The sequence below is a fragment of the Rhodomicrobium sp. R_RK_3 genome (assembly GCF_002198715.1).
Lineage (GTDB): Bacteria > Pseudomonadota > Alphaproteobacteria > Rhizobiales > Rhodomicrobiaceae > R-RK-3.
Genome location: NZ_MWLK01000036.1, coordinates 168,972 through 190,750 on the forward strand (window position 1 = coordinate 168,972; position 21,779 = coordinate 190,750).

Annotated in this window: 22 protein-coding genes and 1 tRNA gene; 6 read left to right on the forward strand and 17 right to left on the reverse strand. The window is 66.7% G+C overall.

Annotated elements, in window-relative coordinates:
* Positions 1-299: 299 nt before the first annotated feature.
* Positions 300-839: a carbon monoxide dehydrogenase subunit G gene (locus BLEFHOIH_RS22480; RefSeq protein WP_088348282.1), complete on the reverse strand. Its 540-nt coding sequence runs from the start codon at positions 837-839 to the stop codon at positions 300-302.
* Positions 840-932: 93 nt separating this feature from the next.
* Positions 933-1,529, reverse strand: coding sequence for a flavin reductase family protein (locus BLEFHOIH_RS22485; protein WP_210191745.1), 597 nt, complete (start codon positions 1,527-1,529; stop codon positions 933-935).
* A 376-nt stretch (positions 1,530-1,905) separates the two neighbouring features.
* Here BLEFHOIH_RS22485 and BLEFHOIH_RS22490 point away from each other — a divergent pair, with 376 nt between their 5' ends.
* Positions 1,906-3,357, forward strand: a complete 1,452-nt coding sequence (locus BLEFHOIH_RS22490; protein WP_088348284.1) for an MFS transporter — start codon at positions 1,906-1,908, stop codon at positions 3,355-3,357.
* 32 nt (positions 3,358-3,389) lie between these two features.
* Here the strand turns inward: BLEFHOIH_RS22490 and BLEFHOIH_RS22495 are convergent, their stop codons facing one another.
* Complete coding sequence (locus BLEFHOIH_RS22495) at positions 3,390-3,644, reverse strand: hypothetical protein (RefSeq protein ID WP_088348285.1); 255 nt, start codon at positions 3,642-3,644, stop codon at positions 3,390-3,392.
* Between the two features lie 148 nt (positions 3,645-3,792).
* On the opposite strand from BLEFHOIH_RS22495, the gene BLEFHOIH_RS22500 reads away from it, so the two are divergent.
* Both BLEFHOIH_RS22500 and BLEFHOIH_RS22505 read left to right on the forward strand, forming a co-directional pair.
* A complete protein-coding gene (locus tag BLEFHOIH_RS22500; protein ID WP_088348286.1) occupies positions 3,793-4,917 on the forward strand; it encodes a DNA repair exonuclease in 1,125 nt (374 codons plus the stop codon).
* Between the two features lie 4 nt (positions 4,918-4,921).
* A complete protein-coding gene (locus tag BLEFHOIH_RS22505; protein ID WP_170937334.1) occupies positions 4,922-7,552 on the forward strand; it encodes an AAA family ATPase in 2,631 nt (876 codons plus the stop codon).
* Positions 7,553-7,561: 9 nt separating this feature from the next.
* Here the strand turns inward: BLEFHOIH_RS22505 and rlmH are convergent, their stop codons facing one another.
* The 5 genes from rlmH to BLEFHOIH_RS22530 form a co-directional block, all read right to left on the reverse strand.
* Entirely contained in the window at positions 7,562-8,044 is a 483-nt protein-coding gene (gene rlmH / locus BLEFHOIH_RS22510; protein WP_088348288.1) for a 23S rRNA (pseudouridine(1915)-N(3))-methyltransferase RlmH, read from the reverse strand.
* A gap of 61 nt (positions 8,045-8,105) precedes the next feature.
* Positions 8,106-8,516 (reverse strand): ribosome silencing factor, encoded by a 411-nt coding sequence (gene rsfS / locus BLEFHOIH_RS22515; RefSeq protein ID WP_088348289.1) that lies wholly within the window; start codon positions 8,514-8,516, stop codon positions 8,106-8,108.
* 189 nt (positions 8,517-8,705) lie between these two features.
* Complete coding sequence (locus BLEFHOIH_RS22520; protein ID WP_088348290.1) at positions 8,706-9,326, reverse strand: nicotinate-nucleotide adenylyltransferase; 621 nt, start codon at positions 9,324-9,326, stop codon at positions 8,706-8,708.
* Between the two features lie 13 nt (positions 9,327-9,339).
* A complete protein-coding gene (gene hisD, locus BLEFHOIH_RS22525; protein ID WP_088348291.1) occupies positions 9,340-10,656 on the reverse strand; it encodes a histidinol dehydrogenase in 1,317 nt (438 codons plus the stop codon).
* Positions 10,657-10,661: 5 nt separating this feature from the next.
* A complete protein-coding gene (locus tag BLEFHOIH_RS22530; RefSeq protein WP_088348292.1) occupies positions 10,662-11,135 on the reverse strand; it encodes a DUF2948 family protein in 474 nt (157 codons plus the stop codon).
* Between the two features lie 156 nt (positions 11,136-11,291).
* Here BLEFHOIH_RS22530 and BLEFHOIH_RS22535 point away from each other — a divergent pair, with 156 nt between their 5' ends.
* Entirely contained in the window at positions 11,292-11,552 is a 261-nt protein-coding gene (locus BLEFHOIH_RS22535; RefSeq protein ID WP_088348293.1) for a PepSY domain-containing protein, read from the forward strand.
* 293 nt (positions 11,553-11,845) lie between these two features.
* Here BLEFHOIH_RS22535 and murA read toward each other — a convergent pair whose 3' ends face one another.
* Positions 11,846-13,135, reverse strand: a complete 1,290-nt coding sequence (gene murA, locus BLEFHOIH_RS22540) for a UDP-N-acetylglucosamine 1-carboxyvinyltransferase (RefSeq protein WP_088348294.1) — start codon at positions 13,133-13,135, stop codon at positions 11,846-11,848.
* A gap of 110 nt (positions 13,136-13,245) precedes the next feature.
* Complete coding sequence (locus BLEFHOIH_RS26930; protein WP_170937319.1) at positions 13,246-13,395, reverse strand: hypothetical protein; 150 nt, start codon at positions 13,393-13,395, stop codon at positions 13,246-13,248.
* Between the two features lie 674 nt (positions 13,396-14,069).
* On the opposite strand from BLEFHOIH_RS26930, the gene BLEFHOIH_RS22545 reads away from it, so the two are divergent.
* Positions 14,070-14,144, forward strand: a tRNA-Thr gene (locus BLEFHOIH_RS22545).
* Between the two features lie 58 nt (positions 14,145-14,202).
* On the opposite strand, the gene BLEFHOIH_RS22550 is transcribed toward BLEFHOIH_RS22545, so the two are convergent.
* From BLEFHOIH_RS22550 to BLEFHOIH_RS22560, 3 genes are read right to left on the reverse strand one after another with little or no spacing between them, the layout of a single operon-like run.
* Complete coding sequence (locus BLEFHOIH_RS22550) at positions 14,203-14,862, reverse strand: response regulator transcription factor (protein WP_088348295.1); 660 nt, start codon at positions 14,860-14,862, stop codon at positions 14,203-14,205.
* Positions 14,862-15,521, reverse strand: a complete 660-nt coding sequence (locus tag BLEFHOIH_RS26935) for a histidine kinase (protein WP_245297164.1) — start codon at positions 15,519-15,521, stop codon at positions 14,862-14,864. Before BLEFHOIH_RS26935 ends, BLEFHOIH_RS22550 begins: the two co-directional genes overlap by 1 nt.
* Positions 15,497-16,297 (reverse strand): LapD/MoxY N-terminal periplasmic domain-containing protein, encoded by an 801-nt coding sequence (locus tag BLEFHOIH_RS22560; protein WP_170937335.1) that lies wholly within the window; start codon positions 16,295-16,297, stop codon positions 15,497-15,499. Before BLEFHOIH_RS22560 ends, BLEFHOIH_RS26935 begins: the two co-directional genes overlap by 25 nt.
* Positions 16,298-16,693: 396 nt before the next feature.
* Here BLEFHOIH_RS22560 and BLEFHOIH_RS22565 point away from each other — a divergent pair, with 396 nt between their 5' ends.
* Positions 16,694-19,153, forward strand: coding sequence for a TonB-dependent receptor (locus BLEFHOIH_RS22565; protein WP_088348298.1), 2,460 nt, complete (start codon positions 16,694-16,696; stop codon positions 19,151-19,153).
* A gap of 207 nt (positions 19,154-19,360) precedes the next feature.
* On the opposite strand, the gene BLEFHOIH_RS22570 is transcribed toward BLEFHOIH_RS22565, so the two are convergent.
* From BLEFHOIH_RS22570 to BLEFHOIH_RS22585, 4 genes are read right to left on the reverse strand one after another with little or no spacing between them, the layout of a single operon-like run.
* Positions 19,361-20,065, reverse strand: coding sequence for an energy transducer TonB (locus tag BLEFHOIH_RS22570; protein WP_088348299.1), 705 nt, complete (start codon positions 20,063-20,065; stop codon positions 19,361-19,363).
* Between the two features lie 5 nt (positions 20,066-20,070).
* On the reverse strand, positions 20,071-20,526 hold the full coding sequence (locus BLEFHOIH_RS22575; protein WP_088348300.1) for a biopolymer transporter ExbD: 456 nt from the start codon (positions 20,524-20,526) through the stop codon (positions 20,071-20,073).
* Positions 20,527-20,538: 12 nt separating this feature from the next.
* Positions 20,539-21,213 carry a MotA/TolQ/ExbB proton channel family protein gene (locus BLEFHOIH_RS22580; RefSeq protein WP_088348301.1) on the reverse strand — a complete coding sequence of 225 codons (675 nt, stop codon included), beginning with the start codon at positions 21,211-21,213 and terminating at the stop codon, positions 20,539-20,541.
* Positions 21,214-21,225: 12 nt separating this feature from the next.
* Positions 21,226-21,669, reverse strand: coding sequence for a hypothetical protein (locus BLEFHOIH_RS22585; protein WP_088348302.1), 444 nt, complete (start codon positions 21,667-21,669; stop codon positions 21,226-21,228).
* Between the last annotated feature and the right edge of the window lie 110 nt (positions 21,670-21,779).

Here is a 21,779-nt window from a genome sequence, read left to right on the forward strand (position 1 = left end):
GCCCGCCGGGGCGCAAGCGCCACCGGCAATCCGGCTTCGCGGAAATGTAAAGCGGGATGGGCTCAAGGGCCTCGGCACAGAGCGCCGAGAAGATTCTCAGCCGCCGAATCCGCCGCAACCCAGCCCTCTCCCATGGGGAGAGGGTGGCGAGCGAAGCGCGCCGGGTGAGGGGGTAATGCCTCTCCGTGTGGCGAGGTCCGTCGTACCGACAGGTATTACCCCCTCACCCTAAACCTCTCCCCATGGGAGAGGGAGTCCGGCTGCGGCTTGGATTAGGGCTTCCGCCCAATAAACCCGCGCTAGACCAGCAGCAGATAAAGCAGCATCGCGGCCAGCACGGCGCCCCCGGCGATCCACGCCCAGAGCGGCACCACCATGATGGGCTTTTCCGGCGGTTCTTCCCCGCCGAGGATTTTCTCGAAACGGTCGAAAAACTGGCCCGCCATCATATTCGCCGTGGACTCCACCAGCCGCGAGCCGATCTGCGCCAGCTTGCCGGCGATCTGCGCATCGGCGGTCCAGCTCAGCCTGGTGCCGCCCGCCGCCGGCTCCAGCCGGACCTTGGCGCTGCCCTTGGCGCTTCCCGCCGCGCCGCCCGAGCCTTCGCCCGATAGCGTATAGCCGTTCGGCGGATCGAGCTCCGACAGCCGCACGACGCCCTGGAAGCGGGCCTGCACCGGCCCGATCCGGCTCGCCACCGTCGCCCGATAGCCGCCGCTGGGGATCGCTTCAAAACTCTCGCAGCCGGGGATGGATTGCCGCAGCACCTCCGGGTCGTTGAGCGCCTGCCAGACCTTGGCCTGCGGCAGCGGCAGGATTTTTTCGCCGGTCAGTTTCATGAGACGTATCCTCGCCTGTTCAGTCGCCGCCCTCCGCGCCGCAGCATACCGCTATACGACTGATCGTTATATATTTTCCGCCCCGCCGCGCCGTCATCCCGGCCGTGTCAGCTCCCATTGTTCGGCAACGGTCGCATAATCATTATAGCCGCAGCGGGCTATGGTCTGCGCCTTCACCGCGTCGAAGCGCCCATCGCGCAGATAGTCGTCTTTGATATGGGTCGCGACGACCTGGCCGATGGTCAGATAGTTGCCGGTCGCGCGGCCATCCACATCCGACAGCTCGATAATCTGCACCAGCTTGCATTCGAGCGCCGCCGGGCTCTCGCCGACGAAGGGCGGCCGCACCAGGCGCGACGGCGCCATGGTCAGCTCGGCATAATCGAACTCATTGTCGCCGTCGGCAAGCTTGGCGGAAGACATGTTCATCTGCCGCGCGAGCGGCAGCGTGGCCAGGCTATAGGTGAACTCGCCGGTCGCCTGCGCATTGCGGACGCTGTGCTTCAGCCCGTCGCTGGAAAAGGCGATCAGATTCGGCCGCGAATTGATGGCGTTGAAGAAGGAATAGGGCGCGAGATTGACGCGGCCCTCGGCATCGATGCTGCCGATCCAGCCGATCGGGCGCGGCGCGATGATGGCCTTGAACGGGTCGAAAGGCAGTCCGTGCGGTTCATCGGCGGTGTAAAACAAGGCGCGTCCCCCAGGCCTTCGACATTTCGAATACATTAGCGAAAATCGCCAGTTTGTGTGAACGGTTTTGGCGATTCCCCTAGAGCGGGATGAGTAAAGTGGGTACCGGTTTACCGCTCGTCATCCCGCGCTAAATGTAGGAACTGGATCACTGTTCGTGATCTCGCGGCGCGAGCGTTACGCCGCTCCGCCCAGCCAGGACGAGGGCCGAACCGGCCCGCGCGCAATGCCACCTAAGCTGGTGCGCATGGCCGCATTGCCGCACCATGGTTGCCAAGCGCCTGCTTGCGGCGCTAACGTGCCCCGCGCTCGCCCCATCCGGCCCGCCGCCCTCCGCCGTCCATCCGGCTTCGCAAGGACATCTCCCTTGAGCGCCATGCCGTCCCGCATTCTCGTACCGATGATCGTCGCCTGCGCGCTGTTCATGGAGAACATGGACTCTACCGTGCTGGCGACCTCGCTGCCCGCCATCGCCCGCGACCTCAATGAAGACCCGATCGCGCTGAAACTGGCGCTGACCAGCTATCTGCTCTCGCTCGCCGTCTTCATCCCGGCCAGCGGCTGGGTGGCCGACCGTTTCGGGGCCAAGACGGTGTTCCGGCTGGCGCTGGTGATCTTCATGACCGGCTCGGCGACCTGCGGTTTCGCCAGCGGCCTCGGCGATTTCGTCGTCTCACGCATCGTGCAGGGCATCGGCGGCGCGATGATGGTGCCGGTCGGGCGGCTGGTGATCCTGCGCTCGGTGCCGAAGGACCAACTCGTCTCGGCGCTGGCCTGGTTCACCATTCCGGCGATGATCGGGCCGATCGCGGGACCGCCGCTCGGCGGCTTCATCACCACCTATTTCGACTGGCGCTGGATCTTCTACATCAACATCCCCATCGGCCTGCTGGGCCTCGTGCTGGTGACGCGCTATATCGAAGATATTCGCGAGGTGCAGACCGCCCCGCTCGACTGGCGCGGCCTGATCCTGCTCGGCGTCGGCCTGTCCGGGCTGGTCTTCGGCCTTGCCGTGATCGGCCAGAGCCTGGTGCCGTTCTGGCTGGCGGTCGGCATGGTCGCCGTGGGCCTCGTCTTCTGCGGGCTGTATTGGCGGCACGCGGCGCACACCGCGCATCCGCTGCTCAATCTCGGCCTGATGCGGCTGCCGACCTTCCGGGCGAGCGTCATCGGCGGCAGCACCTTCCGCGTCGGCATCGGCGCGACGGCCTTCCTGCTGCCGCTGCTGTTCCAGATCGGCTTCGGCCTGTCGGCCTTCGCCTCGGGCCTCCTGACCTTCGTTTCGGCGGTCGGCGCCTTCGCCATGAAATTCGCCGCGCCGCCGATCCTGAAGCGCTTCGGTTTCCGCCAGGTGCTGCTTGCCAATGCGATCATCGGCTCCAGCTTCGTCGCGGTCTGCGCGCTGTTCACGCCCGCGACGCCGCATGTCATCATCCTGGCGGTGCTGCTGGCCGGCGGCTTCTTCCGCTCGCTGCAATTCACCGCCGTCAATTCACTCGCCTTCGCCGACGTCGCCGCGCCGTCGATGAGCCAGGCGACGAGCTTTTCCAGCGCGGCGCAGCAATTGTCGATCTCGCTCGGCGTCGCGGTGGCGGCGCTGGCGTTGGAGGCGGGGCAAGTCATTCGCGGCGATTTCGAGATCCGCTCGGCCGATTTTGTCGTGGCCTTCGTGGTGGTGGGCGCCATCGGGGCGCTGTCGGCCTTGTCCTTCCGCACCCTGTCGCCCGACGCCGGGGCCGAGCTGACCGGCCGCCTCACCGTCGCGGCCGATGAACAGCCCTCGAGCCAGCCGCCCCAGCCTACGCCGACATCCACGCCGGGCCAGTGAGGGGGACGATAGAGCCGAGATTGGCGGCGGGATCAGATGCCGGTGCGGCCGAGACGCTTTTCGAGGCGCTCGACGCGGCGGGAAAGCCGCCCGGCCGTGCCTTCGAGCCGCGCGCATTGCTCGGTCAGCCCGGCCGCGATCCGCTCGAAATCGGCTCTGAGCGCCGCGATCTCGCTTTCCAGCGCATTGTTGCGGGTCAGCATATCGAGCATGGCGTCGACAACCTTCGCCTGGTTGCCTTCGGGACGGGGGTAAGTCTCGCGCTGATCGCGGGCGGGGTCCGACATTGCATCAGCATATCAGTGCATGGGCAGGGCACAGGGCTTGACTGCCGGTTGCCTTAATCCGGGGTGAAAATCGGCGCGGCCTCCGCATCTATCCACCGCCCGGCCGGCCCGGTTGCGAATCGCTGCCGCTTCGGGGCAGAGTCGCAAGATGGGGTTTCGTTTCATACACACGGCGGATTGGCAGCTCGGCAAGCCTTTCGGCAATTTTCCGGGCGATGTCGGCGCCGAATTGCGGCTGCAGCGTATCCGCACCGTCCAGCGCATCGCCGAACTGGCGCAGGAGCGCGCGGCTGACGCGGTGCTGGTCGCGGGCGATGTCTTCGACAGCAACGAGGTCGCAGACCGCACCATTGTCAGGACGCTCGAAGCGCTCAAAGCCTTCGCCGGGACCTGGGTCTTCCTGCCGGGCAATCACGACGCCGCGCTCGCCCATAGCGTCTGGACGCGGATGCGCGACATGGGCGTGCCGGACAATGTCGTCATCGCCGATGAGCCCGAGCCGCTCGATCGCTGGGGCGGCTCGGCCATCGTGCTGCCGGCACCGCTGCGCCGCCGACGCGAGGCGCTCGACCAGACCGAATGGTTCGACGGCGCCGCGACGCCGGACAATGCCATCCGCATCGGCCTCGCCCATGGCAGCGTCGCCAACCGGCTGCCGGGCGCGGCCGAGGCCTCCAACGAAATCCCCGAGGACCGCGCTGCGCGGGCCGGGCTCGACTATCTCGCCCTGGGCGACTGGCACGGCGCGCTGAACATCGCGGCGCGAAGCTGGTATTCCGGCACGCCGGAGCCCGACCGGCACAAGGCCAACCAATCCGGCTTCGTCCACCTCGTCGAGATCGCCGCGCCGCGCGCGCCCGAGCGCATCGAAACGCTCGGCGTCGGGCATTATTGCTGGCTGCGGCGCGAGGTCGAGATGATCGACGGCACCTGCAACGCCGCGCTCGAAGCGCTCGCCGCCCTTAGCGACGACCACCGCCGCTGCGTCATCCAGCTCGATCTGTCCGGCACGGTCAGCCTTGCCGAACGGCACCGGCTCGAACGCGAATTGACGCTCTGGGAAGCCAAGCTCCACCATCTCGACGTCGATGACCGCGCTTTGCTGGACGAGCCGACCTCCGACGATCTGGATGCCATCGACACGGCCGGCTTCGTGCGCCTCGCCGTCGAGCGGCTGCGCGCCAAGATGCAGGACCCCAACGATCCCGAGACCGGCGCGGCGCGCATGGCGCTGCGGATGATGTATCTCGACCATGTCGGGCAGGGGAATTGATGCGATGCAGATCCGCCGCATCGAGATCCGCGATTTCCGCAAGCTCAGCCATGTGCTGATCGAAAACCTCGAGGACGGGCTGAACGTGCTCGTCGGCGACAATGAGGCGGGCAAGTCCACGCTGCTCGCCGCCCTGCGCGCGGTGCTGTTCGAGCGGCACAGGGTCAGCGGCGACGTGGCGGCGCGGATGCAGCCTTATGGGCAATCGGTGCGGCCGGAAGTCGCCATCGAGTTCGATCTGGGCGGCAAGAGCTGGAAATTGCGCAAGGCCTTCTGCCAGAAGCCGGAGGCGGAGCTGATCGGCCCCGGCGAGCGCGCCACCGGCGATGCCGTCGAGGAGCGGCTGGCCGAGCTGTTCGGCTTCAATCCGCCGGGGCGCGGCCAGTCGAAGCCCGAGGAGCATCAAGGCATTTACGGCTTGCTCTGGGTGGAGCAGGGCGGCTCGCATCGCTCGCTCGGCGTCGGCGCGGGGCGCAACATGATCGCCTCGGCGCTGGAGCTGGAGGTCGGCGAAGTCGTCGGCGGCGAGCGCGGGCGGGCCCTTCTAGCCGCCGCCGAGGAGCGCCGCAACGGCTTTTGGGACAAGCGCGGCAATCCGCGCGGCGATTATAAGGCGCTCCGCGACGAGGTCGCCGCGCTGGAGGCGCGCCAGGGCGATTTGACCGCGCAGCTTGCCGACTATGACGAGAAGATCGCCGCGCTGGAGAAGAAGAGCGAGGCGCTTGCCCGCTACGGGCGCGAGGATCATCACGGCAAGGCGATGCTGTCGGTCGAGGCGGCGAAGGCGGCGGTGCAGCGGTCGGAGAAGCTGGACGCGGCTGTGAAGAGCGCGGCCGAGCGGCTGGACCGGCTGCGGCTGGAGCGCGATGCCGCCGCCGAGCGCAAGGACGCACGCGAAAAACTGGCGGCGGCGGTCGAGGCGGCGCGCAAGGCGGTCGCGGCGGCGCAATCCGAGGCCGACGATCGGCGGGCGCTTTTGGCAAGGCATGAGGCGGCAGCGGCAGGCGCGGAGGCCAATTTCGCAGAGGCACGGAAGGCGCGACAGCAGGCCGACGACCGCGTCCGCGCCATGGAGCAGGCGATCGCCCACGCCCAGGCCGCTGCTTTGCTGCGCGACCTCGATGAGCGGCTGACCGCCGCCGAGAACGCCGAGGCCAAGCGGCGCGAGCACACCGCCGCCGCCGAGGCCATCACCATCCGCAAGCCCGACATCGCCGCGCTGGAAAAGCTGCAAAGCGAGTCCGACCGCGCCCGGCTGCAGCTCGAGGCGGCGAGCGTGCGGATCGCGTTTGAGCCGGAAGGCGCGCGCGGCGTCAGCGTCGATGGCGAGGCGCATGATGCGGGCGAGCCGCTGCGGCTGTCGCGCGACGCGGTGCTGGAATTGCAAGGTTATGGACGTTTGCGGATCCACCCGGGCGGCGGCGTCGAAGCGCTGCGGCAGGCGGCGGATGCGGCAGCCGCAAGCCTCAAGGACCGGCTGGCAAAACTCGGCTTCGCCGATCTTGCCGCCGCGCGCGAGGCTTTGGCGCGCGGCGTCTCGGCGCGCCAGGAGGCCGATGCCTTGGCGAAAACCATCGCCGCGCTTGCCCCGCAAGGTCTCGATGTGCTGCGGCAATCGGTCGAGAGCCAGCGCAATCTCGCCGAGCGCCCGCTGACGGAAATGGCCGCCGCGATCACCGAGGCGTCGGACGCCAGGCTCGCCGAACTCATCGCCGCCCAGCGCAAGGCGCTGAAGGCCGAGCAGAGCGCCGAAACCGCGCTGGCATCGGCGCGGACTGGGAAGGAGGAGGCCGGGCGCGAAGCGGCCACCCTCGCCGAGCGCTCCGCCGCCGCCCAGCGCCGGCAAGAGGCCAGCGTCCAGGATCTGACGGCGGCGCGCGCGCAGGCCGGCGACAAGGATCTGCTCGACGCCCTCGCGGCGGCGACGGACGCCGCAGGGCTCGCGGAAAAGCAGCACGCCGAGGCGAAAGCCGCGCTCGACGCCGCCGAACCCGACGCCGTGCTGCTCGAACTCCAGCGCGCCGAGCGGGCCGAGCGCGCCATCCGCACCGACATCGACAGCCTCACCCGCGATAAGCGCGACATCGAAATCGAGCTGAAGGCGCTCGGCCGCGACGGCCTTGGCGAGCAACTCGCCGAGATCACCGGCCAGCGTGACGCGGCGGCCTCGCGCATCGCCGCCCTGCACGCCGAAGCCGCCGCCGCCCGCCTGCTGCACGACACGCTCGCCGAGGCCCAGCGCGAGACCAAGGACCGCTGGCTCGGCCCCGTCCGCGAGCGGGTGAAGCCCTATCTGAAGCTGATCCAGCCCGACAGCGACATCGTGCTGAACGAGGACACGCTGGAAATCGAGCATTTCGTCCGCAAGGGCGTCCGGGAGCCGTTCCACTCGCTCAGCGTCGGCGCGCGCGAGCAGGTCGCGGTGATCGCCCGGCTGGCGCTGGCCGACATCCTGCGCGCCTCGGGCCAGCCTTCCGCCATCATCCTGGACGACGCGCTGGTGAACACCGACGAGGGCCGTCTGGAGCGGATGCATCTGGTGCTGCAGAAGGCCGCGCAAGCGCTGCAAGTCCTTGTCCTGACCTGCCGGGAGCGCGATTTCCTGCAGCTCGGCGCGCCGATCAAGCGTATTTGAGCGATCGCGCTAAACCCGGTGATAGGGATGGCCGGCGAGGATCGAGGCGGCGCGGTAAAGCTGTTCGGCGAGAACGGCGCGGGCGAGGCCGTGCGGCAGGGTCATGCGGCCGAACGACAAGGTCAGCGCGGCCTCGGCGGCAAGATCGGGCGCGAGCCCGTCAGGACCGCCGATGATGAGGCATAGATTGCGGATGCCATTGTCGCGCGCGCTGGCGAGAAATTGCGCGAACTCCGCGCTGCCGAGCGTCTTGCCGCGTTCGTCCAGCGCCACGATGCGCGCGCCTTCGGGGATCTTCTTGCGCAGCTCGGCAGCCTCGGCGGCCTTGCGCTCGGGGGCGGAGCGCGCCTTGCTCTCGATCAGCTCGGTAATGGCGACGCCGCCGAAACCGAGCGGCGCGCCGGTCTGCTGGAAGCGCTGGAGATAGCGCTCGACGATGCCGCGCTCGGCATCCTCCTTGAGGCGCCCGACGCACAGAATATGCAGCTTCATGCGGACGGCCCGGCAAAGCAGACCCTCCGGACGGCGGAGGCCCGTCTCTCGAGAAGCGGCGTTAGACGGCGACCGGATCGGTCGGACGGTCGGCCGACCACATCTTCTCGAGATTGTAGAACTGGCGCACTTCCGGCCGGAAGATATGGACGATGACGTCGCCGGCGTCGATCAGCACCCAGTCGCAATGCGGCATGCCTTCGACCCGGAGGCCGCCGACACCATCGGCTTTGAGCTTGTCGCGCAATTGATCGGCGATCGCGCCGACATGCCGCTGCGACCGCCCGGACGCAATCACCATGGTGTCGCCGATCGACGTCTTGCCGTGAAGGTCGATGGAGACAACATCTTCAGCTTTTGCATCGGAAAGGGAGTCGAGCACAGTCGTTAGGATGGACGCCGCGCCCTGGTCTTTCCCCAGCCGCGCGGATTTTGGCTTGCCACGGAGGGCCGCCCCTGTCGAGGTGTGCATTATCAGTTCAGTTTCCTTCCGTCATGGACAACCGGCCAGATCCGGCAAGGGCCGGAAACAAGCCGCTACGGATCTCGCTTCCGCAGAACTCTCCCAACATCGCCGAATGTGCGCCATTCGACTTGTTTTTTCAAGTTTGACCTGCGCCGAGCATTTAAAAATATTTGAATGCAAGACCGGAACTTAAGGTCAAATGCCACGTTTTTTGGCGTTGCCCGCTTTGCGGATCGCGGTCGAGGACAGGTCGGAGAGCGGCAAGGTGAGATAGATCCAGGCCGGCGGTTGCGCCAGGGCGAGACCGGCGGCGGCGCTTTCCGGCAGGCGCGCGCTGGCAAAACGCCGGGCAGCAGGCGCCGCGAGCGCGCTGTTGCGGGCGCCGGGGCGGTCGAGCACCAGGATCGGGATCGCGCCGAACAGGCCGGTCCAGTCGCGCCAAAGGTGGAACTGGGCCAGATTGTCGCCGCCCATGATCCAGACGAAATGTACGCCCGGATAGCGCTTTTGCAGAAAATGCACCGTGTCGATGGCGTAGGGCGTCGGCAGCGCCGCCTCGAAATCGGTCACGACGATATCGGGATGCACGGCCAGAGTGCGCGCCTGCGCCACCCGCTCCGGCAGGCTCGCAAGATCGCCCGGGCGCTTCAGCGGATTGCCGGGCGTCACCATCCACCACAGCCGGTCGAGCCCCAGCCGCCGCAGCGCCGTCAGGCTGATATGCAGATGCCCTTCATGCGCCGGGTTGAACGAGCCGCCGAGCAGCCCGACGCGCATTCCGGGCAGGGCGAGCGGCGGCCTGGCGTCGCTGGGCATGGCGGGGCCTGGGTCAGGAGGCGGGCTGATCGGTGTCGCTCATGCCGAGGCGGATGGCGATCGAGCGGCGATGCGCGTCAAAACCCTCCACGCTGGCAAGCGTCATGGCCGCGGGGCCGAGCGCCGCTAGGCTGCGCTCGGTCAGCCGCAAGATCGAACTCCGCTTCATGAAATCCAGCACGCTGAGGCCGGAGGAGAACCGCGCCGAGCGCGCCGTCGGCAGCACGTGATTGGGGCCGGCGACATAATCGCCGATGGCCTCGGGCGTCATGCGGCCGAGAAAGATCGAGCCGGCATTGCGGATCTTGCCCAGCATTTCGTCGGCATCCTCGATCTCGAGTTCGAGATGCTCGGGGGCGATGCGGTCGACCAGGGCGGGCGCCTGATCGAAATTCCGCACCAGGATGACCGCGCCATTGTCGCGCCAGCTCGCCCCGGCGATGGCCGCGCGGGGCAGCCTTGCAAGCTGCTGCGTCACGGCGGCCTCGACCGCGTCGGCAAAGCCCGCATCGTCGGTGATGAGGATCGCCTGCGCCGCCTCGTCATGCTCGGCCTGCGCCAGCAAGTCGGCCGCGACCCAGCGCGGATCGCTCGCTTTGTCCGCCACGATCAGCACTTCCGAGGGTCCGGCGATCATGTCGATGCCGACGGTGCCGAACACCTGCCGCTTGGCGGCGGCGACATAGGCGTTGCCCGGCCCCATAATTTTCGCGACGGGGCGGATGCTCTCGGTGCCGAAGGCGAGCGCGGCGATCGCCTGCGCCCCGCCGACCGGATAGATCTCGTCCACTCCGGCCAGGCTTGCAGCGGCCAGCACCAGCGGATTGATCGCACCGCCGAGCGCCGGCACGCACATGGCGATGCGCGGCACGCCGGCAACCTTGGCCGGAATGGCGTTCATCAGCACGGAGCTCGGATAGCTGCCCTGCCCGCCCGGCACATAGATGCCGGCGGCTTCGACGGCGGTCCAGCGATGGCCCATCTCCGCGCCGCAACTGTCGGTATAGAGGTCGTCGGCGGGGAGCTGGCGGCGGTGATAGGCCTCGATCCGCTCGGCGGCGAAGCGCATAGCGTGCAGATCGTCCTCATTGGCGGCGGCGACGGCAGCGTCGATCTCATCGGCGCTGAGGCGGATTTTCTCTGGGCTGAGCTCCAGCTTGTCGAAGCGGCGCGTGTAATCGATCAGCGCCGCGTCGCCCCGCTCGCGTACATCGCGGATGATCTCGCGCGCCGCCTCGTCCACATCCTCCGACTGCTCGCGCTTGGCGCCCAGAAACTCGGCGAACCGGCTCTCGAAATCGGGATCGTCAATGATCAATCTGCGCGCCATGGCTGTCAGCTCGCTGCCTCGGTGTCGTTATTGCCGTCGTCGGGATGTTCGGGTTTGCGGCGGGTCTTCCAGATCGGGCCGAGATCGCGCAGCTCCGCCTCGATGCAGTCGACATGCAGCCTGACCGCGCCGCCGCCCGCGAAGAACAAGGTCACGTAGCCGCTCGGCAGCGTCGCCGCCTCGAATTTCACGGCGAGCAGTTCCAGCGCGTCGCCCTTGTTGTCGAGCGACAATTGCCGGAATTGGGCGTTCATCACCTTTTCGAAGCGCAGGGCCGCGCGCCGGCGCTCATATCCGCCGCCATTGGCCGTGCGCTTCTCGGTGGCGCTCACCCAGTCGAAGCGGTTGACGATCGCCGCGAAGCGCCGCTCCTGCGGGATGAACGCCATGTCCTCGACCAGCAGAACGGCATCCTGCAGATGAGCGGACATGATGGTCAAATCCTCATCGTCGAGCGCGATCAGTTTCAGGAGTTCCATGGGTCAAGCCGCCAGCGCTTTTTTGTTTTGTGAGAATGCATAGCAATATGCGGCCTCGCCCGCAAATCTCAAGGTGCCGCCGTCCCGCCTAACGCCGGGCTAAGGAACAATGCCGCCCGTCCGCAGCTTGATCGTCTTTGCAAGGAGGATATCGCCATGCTGTTCAGAACCGCCGCAATTGCAGCCCTTATCCTGGCTTCGCCGCCCGCGGCCTCGGCGGCCGACCGCGCGCCGACCCCGGAGGAACGCACCGCCATCGAAAACGCCTTGAAGGGACAGGGGTTTACCGCTTGGCGAGGAATTGAGTTCGATGACGGCAAATGGGAGGTCGACGGCGCCGTGCATGCGGACGGCAAGGAATACCAGGTCGACCTCGCGCCCTCGACCTACGCCATCGTGAAGAAGGAGCGCGACTGAGAGGATCGGCGGGCCTTACGGCTGTCCGCTCCCTTGGCGGGCGCGGATACCGCTTTTTTGTCGTCCCAGCCAAAAGCGGGGATCCAGCAAAGGGCAATGATTGCCGTTGGGCATTGCCGTAAACGCGGTTGCTGCGGCGTACCGGGTTCCCGCTTTGGCGGGAATGACAAGTTTATCTTGACGGCGGGCCGCTGCGACCTGAACAGATCACGCGCCGGCAACGCGTTTGCGGAAAGGCGAGCGGGCCCCGGCTCTCCGGCCGGGGCGACGGGATTAAGATTGAGTGTAGCCGCTCAGCCTTGAATGCGCTCGATCTGGGCGCCGCAATTGCTGAGCTTTTCTTCCAGGTGCTCGAAGCCGCGATCGAGATGATAGACGCGATTGATCGTCGTCTCGCCCTCCGCGATCAGGCCGCCGATCACCAGCGACACCGAGGCGCGCAAATCGGTCGCCATCACTTCGGCGCCGCGCAACTGCTTGACGCCGCGCACGAAAGCCGTGTCGCCCTGGATGCGGATGTCGGCGCCGAGCCGGGTCAGCTCGGAGACATGCATGAAGCGGTTCTCGAAGATGGTCTCGCGGATCTTCGACTCGCCCGACGAGACCGCCATCAGCGCCATGAGCTGCGCCTGGAGGTCGGTCGGGAAGCCCGGGAACGGGTTGGTCTCGACCTCGACCGGCGCGATGCCGGCGCCGTTGCGCGACACCTGCACGCCGCGATTGGTCTCGGTGATCTTCACCCCGGCCTGGCGCAGCACGTTGAAGGCTTCCTGCAGCAGGTCGGCGCGCGCGCCTTCGAGCAGCACGTCGCCGCCCGCCGCCGCGACGGCCATGGCATAGGTGCCGGTCTCGATGCGGTCGGGCAGCACCGAATGCAGCGCGCCTTCGAGATAATCGACGCCCTGGATGCGCAAGGTCGGCGTGTCGATGCCCTCGATGCGCGCGCCCATCTTGAGCAGGCAGGCGGCCAGATCGCCGACTTCGGGCTCGCAGGCGGCGTTCTCGATCACCGTCTCGCCCTTGGCCAGCACGGCAGCCATCAGCACGTTGTGCGTCGCCCCGACCGAGACTTTCGGGAATTGGATGCGCCCGCCACGCAAACCCTTCGGCGCCTTGGCGACGACATAACCGCCGGACAATTCCATCTCCGCGCCGAGCTGCTGCAAGCCCATCAGATGCAGATCGACCGGTCGCGTGCCGATGGCGCAGCCGCCCGGCAGCGACACCGTCGCCTCGCCATAGCGCGCCAGGAGCGGCCCGAGCACCCAGAAACTGGCCCGCATCCGCCGCACCATGTCGTAGGGTGCGCGCGTATCGACGATGTCGCGCGCGGTCAGGTGGAAGGTCTCGCCGATATGGCCGCCATTATTGGCCCGCTTGCCGTCGACGGCGCAGTCGACGCCGTGATTGCGCAGGATGCGCGCGAGCAGATTGGTGTCGGCCAGATTGGGGACGTTCTTGAGGGTCAGCGTGTCGGAGGTCAGCAGGCTGGCGATCATCAGCGGCAGCGCCGCGTTCTTTGCGCCGCTGATCGGAATGACGCCGTTGAGAGGCTGGCCGCCCTGGATGCGAATTTGGTCCATGAATGATGCCGCCGGTGGGGTTTGGGCTCGAAATGAGCGATTTTATTAAGGTTTAGACGAGCACTTAGGGCGGCGCAAGGGCACGGGCTGCGCGACGGGCGAAGGGCTGCTCAGCGTTCTTCGGGCTTCGGCTTGGCGGGCGCGGAGGAGCGCGCGCGGGCCTGCGCCTTGCGCTTCTTTAAATTCTCGCGCAATTCCGCTGCCAGACGTGCCTCACGTTCCTTACGTGCCGCCTGCTTGCCTGTCGCTTCGTCGTTCAAAGTGATTCGCGCCCCAGCCCGAAAATGAGGATAAGCCAAGGCACGCGCCCCTACCAGCCGCTTCCTTACCCCGCCTCCCGCGAGAAAAACCCCTGTCGCGTAAGAAAGTTCACGGGGAGAAATCGCGAGCGATTTGAATGGGTTCGGAACCGCCGGCGCAGGCCGTTGCCGGAAATACTCGCCTCGCCAAAATATCTTTCCAGTAGAACAACGCATGGCAGGTGCCCCAGAACCGCCATCTTTTGCACCACATAGTTATTGTCAGAAATGAAATAGGCGTGGCTTTAGGAGTTCGGTCCCTGCCACGCCCAGTTTGTGCCGAAGCACTATATAATTCCTCGCAAAATATATGGGCGAGGCTCCGCAGATGTCTCTATGTCTTTAAGTATCTATGTGTGTTGTAAATTTTTGCATCGACAATCCAGAATATACCCGGTCGAAAGTCGGGTCTCATCTCCCATTTGGGATAGGAGACTCGTTTGAGACCAATGATGTGGCCACATTGCCTTAGGTGAAATTACTCAGGGCGTGATGGGTGTGTCACGTCCAGTGGCGTTTTCGCCACGGCGCCGCCCTCCAAGCCCCGACTTTCGGCCGGTCCGCCGCCTGCGGACCCTTGCGCATTCGCGGGTCCCGTGGCACATTCCGCGCCGTCGCCCATGGCCGACCGGCACGCCGCAGTAGCTCAGTGGTAGAGCGCACCCTTGGTAAGGGTGAGGTCGGGAGTTCAATCCTCCCCTGCGGCACCAGATAAACCTCCCGACAAATCAACGAGTCAGGCGAGCGGCAGCTCCCCGGACCGGCCATTTAATCCGGTTCGCCTGCGTGCATCGGCGCCTTCGCAGGCGCGCTCGACAGATATTCGATCGACATGCGGATGAGTTCGGGCAGCGTGCCGGCGCCGAGTTTGAGCTTCAATTGCGAGCAGGTATTGGCGACCGTCTTGTAGCTGACGCCGAGTTCCTCGGCAATCTGCGCGTAGGCCTTGCCGTCGGCGACTAGGGCGAGCGTTTGCAATTCACGTTGCGTCATCCGCTCCTTCGAGCCGCTTTCGCCGAGCATCGCCACTTGCAGCGCGACGCGCGGGCTCAGGAAGGGCAGGCCGCGGCGGACGGCGCTCAGGGCCTCGATGAACTCCTCCGGGGCGGTGTCCTTGAGCAGATAGCCGGTCGCCCCGGCGTCGAGGGCGCGGCGGATGATGACAGCGTCGCTATGCATGCTGAAGACCAGGATCGGCGTGCGGCGGTCGCGGGCGCGGATGCGGCCGATCAGCGTCAGGCCGGCGAGGCCCTTGCCCTGAATGGTCAGGTCGAGGACGAGGACGCGCGGATGCTTGCGGTGATAGAGACGGTAGGCGGAGGCGAGGTCGCTCGCCTCGTGGATCTCGGCGAAACCGGCCTCCTCGAGCACCGTGCGGCAGCCCTGCAGCACGATGGGATGGTCATCGATCAAGAGCACGGAGGCCATCAGTGCGTCCTCTCGTGCCCGGCGGGCAGCACGATGTCGAGACAGGTGCCGCCGGCCGCCGCCGCCGTGATCGAGACGCTGCCGCCGAGCGCGTGGACGCGCTCCTTGATGCCGGTCAGCCCCATGCCCACCGCCCTTCCCGGCGCGAGGCCGACGCCATCGTCGCGCAGCGTCAGCCGCACCGTGCCGGGACCGCCTTCGATGCGCAGCGCAACCGATCTTGCCTGGGCGTGGCGCACGATATTGGTCAGCCCCTCCTGCAGGCAGCGATAGAGCGTGAGATCGACGCAATCGCCATAGCTGTTCGCCAGATGCACCGGCTCGAAGGCGATGTCCGGCGCGCCATCGTGCTTTTCGAACTCCGTGACCAGCGCGGCCAGCAGTTCGGCGAGCGGGATGTCGCCGAGCGCGATGGGGCGGAGCCGTTCGAGCAGGCGCCGGTTCAGCGTCTGAACCCGGCCGGCGATTTCGGTGAGGATCTGGACACGGCTTCGGACGCGCCCAGCGCTGTCCTCGGGAAGGTCCGAGGCCAGCCGGGTGAGGACGGCCATATTGGCCTTCAGGCCGAACAGGCAGGGGCCGAGTTCGTCATGCAGCTCGTGGGCGATCAGGCGGCGCTCGTCTTCCTCGGCGGTCAGCAGCCGCTGGTTGAGGCGGATGTTTTCGGCCTGCGCCGTGCCGAGCGGGCAAGATCGGCGAGTTCGCGCGCCTTCGGCTCGGCCAGCCGGTGGCGGAAATGGCCGTGTTCGAGCTGGCGCAGCCCGTCCGAAAGCGCCGAGAGCGGGGTCAGCACGCGGCCGAAGGCAAAATAGAGCACCAGGATGACGGCGAGATCGACGAGGATTCCGACCACGGCAAGGTCGGACATGTCCGACCATACTTCGGCGATCTCGTCCTCCGGCTCGCCGGTCACCAGCACCGTGCCGATGCGCCGCCCCCCTGACATGACCGGGATTTCGCGGCTGAGATCATCGACCCGCACCATCGAGGCAAACCAGCGCGGGGCCGCCGCTTCATGTCGCCTCGCTTCACCGCGCGGCGAATGCTCCTGCCAGATCGGCGTGCCGCCGGCGGTGGCTATCAGCAGTTGCACATGCCGCATCGGGCCGATGCGGCCCGGCAGATCCTCCAGCCACAGGCCGCCCGGTATGGCGCGGTCGAAATTGTCGATGCTGGCGCGGACAAAACGCTCCGCCATGGCGACCGAGGCGGCGATTTCCGCTTCCGTTGCGCGCTTGGCGTTGAACAGGACCAGGGAGGCGGTGGCGATGGCCGCGACCAGATTGATCAGGATGAAGGTCGCCAGCACCTGCCAGCGCAGCGAACGGCCGCGCCACAGCGAGGGCATGGCGGCGACGCCCCACCCGGATTTCCCGGCGCCGGCGCGATGAGCGCGCCACGCTTGCGCGCCGCCCGGCAGGTCGATCGCTGGCATGGTGTCCTCGCCTCCCCCTGGCCGGGCCCGTGCTCGAATTGCGCACACGCTGCGAAATTCGCGTGCGCGGATCGATCTTGCCCCGATTTCACCCGGCGGCGCTACTCGCCGTTCGGGAACTTTTGGCAATCCTATTTGGAAAAAGTGCCGTGGCGCGGGCTTCGCCGCACGGGATAGGCTCGCCAGAATCGATGGGCGCGCTGCGAATGCGGAGCGTGGTCTTTGCATGATTGGGGCGAAGTCAAAAAACGACTGTGGAGATCATAGGCGCCGGGCCGGCGACATCGCGCTGCGGTCTGCATTGTTTTCAGTGAAATAGCCTCGCCAGGCTGCGAGGCCGCAAAACGAACGATCCAAGGGAAAAACCGACAGCGGAACACTGGGATGGGGGGACGAATGAAACGCAGCATCTCTTGCGATGCGGCCGCGTGTGCGGCTATCGGCATCGCGGCATTATGCTTTGCGTCCGAGGGGCGGGCGCAGCAATCGCAGACGGGAGCCGGGCAGCTTCCGCCGGTGAACATCATCCAGGATCAGCCGAAGCCGAAAAAATCGGTCGCGAAGAAGAAACCGCGGGCGCGGCAGCAGCCGCCGCAGGCCGCGCCCGCCGCTGTCGCCGAGGAGCCCGCCGAAGCCGGGCCGGGGGCGGACGGCGATCTCGTCAAGATGTCGCCGGTCGCGGGCAGCGAGCTGCCGCTGGACAAAGTGCCCGGTGCGGTCGGCCGCGTCACCCCCGGGGATGTCGAGCGCAGCGGTGCCGTCACCATAGAGCAGGCACTGCAGCAGACCGTGCCCGGCATCATCCTCAGCGACCTGCAGGGCAGCGAATTCCAGACCGACGTGCAATATCGCGGCTTCGTCGCCTCGCCGGTCAACGGCTCGCCGCAGGGGCTGGCCGTCTACCAGAACGGCGTCCGCATCAACGAAGTGTTCGGCGACACCGTCAATTGGGACATGATCCCGACCGTGGCGATCAGCGACATCAGCGTGGTCAGCGGCAATCCGGTCTTCGGCCTCAACGCCATCGGCGGCGCCATCAGTCTGACCATGAAGGACGGCTTCAGCTTCCACGGCGTCGAGTCCGACACCCGCTTCGGCTCCTATGGGCGCAAGCAGGAATCGCTGCAGGGCGGCGTGCAGTCGGGCAATGTCGCGGCCTATATCGCGCTCGAAGGCATCGAGGATGACGGCTTCCGCGATTTCTCGCCCTCGCGGTTGCGCCGCCTGTATGGCGATGTCGGGGTGAGGAACCGCGACAGCGAATTCCATGTCAACGTCACCGCCGCCAGCAATTTCTTCGGCGTCGCCGCGCCCTCGCCGGTCGAGCTGCTGGACCAGGACTGGTCGAAAACCTTCACCACGCCGCAGACCACCAAGAACGACATGGCGATGGTCTCCGCCAACGGCACGGTGGCGGTCACGCCGACGCTCAGCGTCTCCGGCGTCGCCTATCTGCGCCGCTTCCGGCAGAAGCATGTCGACGGCAACGTCTCCGACGTCGAGCCGTGCGACGATGCGGAGGGTTTTCTCTGCCTCGACGACGAACAGCTCGTCGACGGCGGCGGCAATCCCATCACAAATCCGTTCGGCGAGGACGAGACCATCGGCTCGATCGACCGCACCTCGGTGGATGCCAAGAGCATCGGCGCCTCGCTGCAGGCGACCAGCAAGGCGCCGCTCTTCGGCCATGGCAATCAGTTCGTCGTCGGCGTCAGCGCCGATCACGGCAAGGTCACCTCAACCTCGAACAGCGAGCTCGGCAGCATCGATCTCAGCAATTTCGTGGTGAGCGGCCTCGGCATCTTCCCGCAAGGACCGGAGGGCATTGTGCCGGTCGGACTGAACACCACGACCGATTATCTGGGCCTGTATTTCTCCAACACCTTCGATGTGACCTCGGCGCTGTCCCTCACCGCAGGCGGGCGCTTCAACTACGCCAATCTCGATCTCAAGGACAAGCTCGGCAATAATGACGACCTGACCGGCGAGCACACCTACACGCGCTTCAATCCGATGGCGGGCCTGACCTATAGACTCAGCCCGACCTTGTCGCTCTATGGCAGCTATTCGGAGGCCAATCGCGCCCCGACGCCGGCCGAACTTGCCTGCTCCGACCCTGAAGCGCCGTGCCTTCTGGAGAATTTCCTCGTCTCCGACCCGGAGCTGAAACAGGTCGTCTCGCACACCTGGGAAGCGGGTCTGCGCGGCAATGCCGGCGTGCCCAATACCGGCGGCCGCATCGACTGGAGCCTGGGCGTCTTCCGGACGCTCAACACCAATGACATCATCAATGTCGCCAGCGACATTGCCGGGCGAGGCTTCTTCCAGAATGCCGGCGACACGCTGCGCCAGGGTATCGAGGCGGGCGTCGCCTATCGCTCGCCGCGCCTGTCGCTTTTCGCCAACTACGCCTATACGGACGCAACCTTTCAAGACGATCTGCTGCTGTCCTCGCCCAGCAACCCGCAGGCGGACGAGGATGGCGACATCCAGGTGCGCAAGGGCGATCACCTGACGGCGATACCTGCGCACCGCCTGAAGCTGGGGGCGGACTACATGCTGACGCAGGCCTGGCGGATCGGCGCCGACATGGTGTTCTCGAGCGATCAGTTCTTCGTCGGCGACGAGGGCAACGACAACGCCAAGCTGGCGAGCTATGCGGTGTTCAATCTGCACACTTCCTACGAGCTGACCAAGAACGTGCAGATCTACGGCATCATCAACAACGTCTTCGACAATGAATACGCCACTTACGGCACCTATTTCGAAGCCGATGACGTGGGACTGGAAGACCCGCGCACCATCACCCCCGCCCAGCCGCTCTCGGCCTATGCGGGGCTAAAGGTGAAGTTTTAGCGGCAGCGGGTTTCCTCGCGGGGCGCTTGCTCCGCTTAACCTCTCCCAAGGGAGAGGTCGTGCCGCGAAGCGGCGCGGGTGAGGGGTTGGTGCCTCTCGGTGAAACCGCAACCCCTCACCCCAACCCTCTCCCCCGGGAGAAGGAGTCAGGCCGAAATTCAAATTGATGCAGAGATTTACGGCGTCGTCGGCGTAATTGCGGTACCGTCAGCGGACGATGAAGTTAAAGGGCACGGAGAACGTCAGCGGGCGCGCGGCGACGATTTCCGGGGGGACCGGCGGCAAGGGCGAGGCCCGGTCCACCGAGGCCAGCGCGGCATTGTCCAGCATCGCCGAGCCTGAACTGGTCTCGATCTCGCGGGAGATCACCCGGCCGGAGGGCTCCATCGAGAACCGCACCACGGCGACTCCGGCGCGGCGGGTGGCGGGCTTGGCCTTGTGGCGCTCGAAGGCGCGGCTGACGCGGCCGAAATAGGCCGAGAGCGCCGTCGACAATCCGCCCGATTGCCCCGACGAGGCCGCCTGCTGCTGGACCTGCGCAGCCGAAGCCGCGATCTGTGCGGGCTTGACCTCCTCCACCGGCTCCGGCTCGACCTCCTTGGCGGCGACGGTGGTCTCATCGCTCTCGGCGGCCGTCGCGATGGCGGGCGGAGCGTCTTCCTTGATCTCTTCGGGCTGCTCGCTGGCCGCCCGCACCACGGGCAAGGCGGCGTCCGCGTCCGCGACCGTCTCCGCGGCGTCGCCGAAGGTGACGATGTTCTCGATGCCGACGCCCTGCTCGAGCATGAACGGGTCCGAGCCCGTCCCGGCATCGATGGCCGGCGAACCGCGCAATTCGGCGACGAGCAGCCACGCCACGGTCACATGCGCGGCGGCGGACAACACCCAGGCACCGAGGCGGATCGCGTCCATGCCGGTTACTTTTCCCCGGCGCCGCCGCCCGGCAGCGCGTGCGACAGCAGCGAGATCCGGTGATAGCCGCCCTCGCCGACCCGGCCGAGGATTTCCATGATGTCGCCATACGGGCTTTTGCGGTCGGCTCGGACATAGACGACATTGTCGCCCTCCTGCGCTCTCAGCGCCGCCAGCCGGCCGACGAAGCCCTCGCGCGGCACCAGCTCGTCGCGGATGTAGAGCTGCTGGTCGCCGGTCAGCGTCACCACCATCGGCTTGCGCGGCTGGCTGATCCGGGTGGCGCTGGTCTGCGGCAGTTCGACGGGCACGCCCGCGATCATCAGCGGCGCGGCCACCATGAAGATCACCAGCAGCACCAGCATGACGTCGACGAAAGGCGTGATGTTGATCTCCGCCATCGGCCGGTAGGCCGCGTCGTCCTCGTCCGCATTCGGGCTGCTCGGCAAGGAGATGGCCATCCCGTCGTCCTCCTACGCGGCTTTCGCGACGTCCCGCTTCTTCGACCAGTGGCGCGCCAGACTAGCCACGGCGACGCCGATGCGCTCGGCGGCGCGGCCGAGGCTGGCGGAGATCTGATTGTAGGCGATCACCGCCGGGATCGCCGCGACGAGGCCGACCGCCGTGGCGAACAGCGCCTCGGCGATGCCGGGCGCGACCACCGCGAGGCTGGTGTCCTTGGCCTGCGCGATGGCGGAGAAGCTGTGCATGATGCCCCAGACCGTGCCGAACAGCCCGATGAAGGGCGCCGTCGCGCCGACCGTAGCCAGAAAGGCCAGTCCGCTTTCGGCGCGGCGTAGCTCCTGCTTGGCGCGCAGGCGCATCGCCCGCTCGAGCCGCTGCTGATATTCCGCCCGGCTGCCCTCCTCGCCGCGATCCTCCTGGCTGGCCGCCGCCCAAAGCAGGCCGGCCAGCGAGCCGGCCTCGAAATTCGGCGCGCCCGGCGCGGCGGCAACGGCTTCCAGCTTCCGCATCTTGCTCCGCAAGCGCGCGAGACGGATGAATTTTTCCAGGATCAGCGCCCAGCTCGCGATGGAGCAGAACACCAGGATGCCGACGACGATCTGCACCACCGGATCGGCGTGGCGCAACAGCTCGATCACTGAAAAGCCGCCGCCTGAGGCCTCGATACCGGATGCTGGGTTCACGGTGAATCCTCGCTATTTGGTGAACGGGACGGGCGACAGGGAGCGCACTTCAAGGCGATCCAGGCAGTGCTCGACCGCGCCGCTTTCGGCACGGCACTCCGCCATCTCGTTGATCAGGATGCTGCCCGCGCGGTTGCAGGGCGTGTCGTCGATGCTGAAGATTTTCACGCTGCGCTTGCGCGGCTTGACCGGCGCGAGATCGAGAACGAAGCGCTTGCCGATGACGCCATCGGGGCGGAACACGACCAAGTCCAGCTTGAAGGCCGAGAAGGCGAATTCGGCCCGGTTCTCGATCACCATATAGGCCCGGCACCCCTTATCGCCCGGCTCCAGCTTGTTCAGCTCCAGCGAGATGTCGGCCGGCTCGCCGGCCATCGCCCCGGCGCCGGCCGCCATGTTCAGCGCCAGCGCGAGGACATTCAGAGTCAGTGCGCGATGTCGGCCTTGCTGCGGCATTGGACGCCTCGTAAGGAGCGGCGCGGGAACGGCCTGGGGCCGCATGGGGCATAGCCAGCTTTATCATGCAAACCCGGGCCGGCCAACGGCGCGCTCTTCCAAGGTGCGTT

Excerpts from the sequence above, each read along its gene's own strand:
- BLEFHOIH_RS22480 (WP_088348282.1), bottom strand. The coding sequence starts at position 839 with ATGAAACTGACCGGCGAAAAAATCCTGCCGCTGCCGCAGGCCAAGGTC.
- BLEFHOIH_RS22490 (WP_088348284.1), top strand. The coding sequence starts at position 1,906 with ATGCCGTCCCGCATTCTCGTACCGATGATCGTCGCCTGCGCGCTGTTC.
- BLEFHOIH_RS22495 (WP_088348285.1), bottom strand. The coding sequence starts at position 3,644 with ATGTCGGACCCCGCCCGCGATCAGCGCGAGACTTACCCCCGTCCCGAA.
- BLEFHOIH_RS22500 (WP_088348286.1), top strand. The coding sequence starts at position 3,793 with ATGGGGTTTCGTTTCATACACACGGCGGATTGGCAGCTCGGCAAGCCT.
- BLEFHOIH_RS22505 (WP_170937334.1), top strand. The coding sequence starts at position 4,922 with ATGCAGATCCGCCGCATCGAGATCCGCGATTTCCGCAAGCTCAGCCAT.
- rlmH (WP_088348288.1), bottom strand. The coding sequence starts at position 8,044 with ATGAAGCTGCATATTCTGTGCGTCGGGCGCCTCAAGGAGGATGCCGAG.
- rsfS (WP_088348289.1), bottom strand. The coding sequence starts at position 8,516 with ATGCACACCTCGACAGGGGCGGCCCTCCGTGGCAAGCCAAAATCCGCG.
- BLEFHOIH_RS22520 (WP_088348290.1), bottom strand. The coding sequence starts at position 9,326 with ATGCCCAGCGACGCCAGGCCGCCGCTCGCCCTGCCCGGAATGCGCGTC.
- hisD (WP_088348291.1), bottom strand. The coding sequence starts at position 10,656 with ATGGCGCGCAGATTGATCATTGACGATCCCGATTTCGAGAGCCGGTTC.
- BLEFHOIH_RS22530 (WP_088348292.1), bottom strand. The coding sequence starts at position 11,135 with ATGGAACTCCTGAAACTGATCGCGCTCGACGATGAGGATTTGACCATC.
- BLEFHOIH_RS22535 (WP_088348293.1), top strand. The coding sequence starts at position 11,292 with ATGCTGTTCAGAACCGCCGCAATTGCAGCCCTTATCCTGGCTTCGCCG.
- murA (WP_088348294.1), bottom strand. The coding sequence starts at position 13,135 with ATGGACCAAATTCGCATCCAGGGCGGCCAGCCTCTCAACGGCGTCATT.
- BLEFHOIH_RS22550 (WP_088348295.1), bottom strand. The coding sequence starts at position 14,862 with ATGGCCTCCGTGCTCTTGATCGATGACCATCCCATCGTGCTGCAGGGC.
- BLEFHOIH_RS22560 (WP_170937335.1), bottom strand. The coding sequence starts at position 16,297 with ATGCCAGCGATCGACCTGCCGGGCGGCGCGCAAGCGTGGCGCGCTCAT.
- BLEFHOIH_RS22565 (WP_088348298.1), top strand. The coding sequence starts at position 16,694 with ATGAAACGCAGCATCTCTTGCGATGCGGCCGCGTGTGCGGCTATCGGC.
- BLEFHOIH_RS22570 (WP_088348299.1), bottom strand. The coding sequence starts at position 20,065 with ATGGACGCGATCCGCCTCGGTGCCTGGGTGTTGTCCGCCGCCGCGCAT.
- BLEFHOIH_RS22575 (WP_088348300.1), bottom strand. The coding sequence starts at position 20,526 with ATGGCCATCTCCTTGCCGAGCAGCCCGAATGCGGACGAGGACGACGCG.
- BLEFHOIH_RS22585 (WP_088348302.1), bottom strand. The coding sequence starts at position 21,669 with ATGCCGCAGCAAGGCCGACATCGCGCACTGACTCTGAATGTCCTCGCG.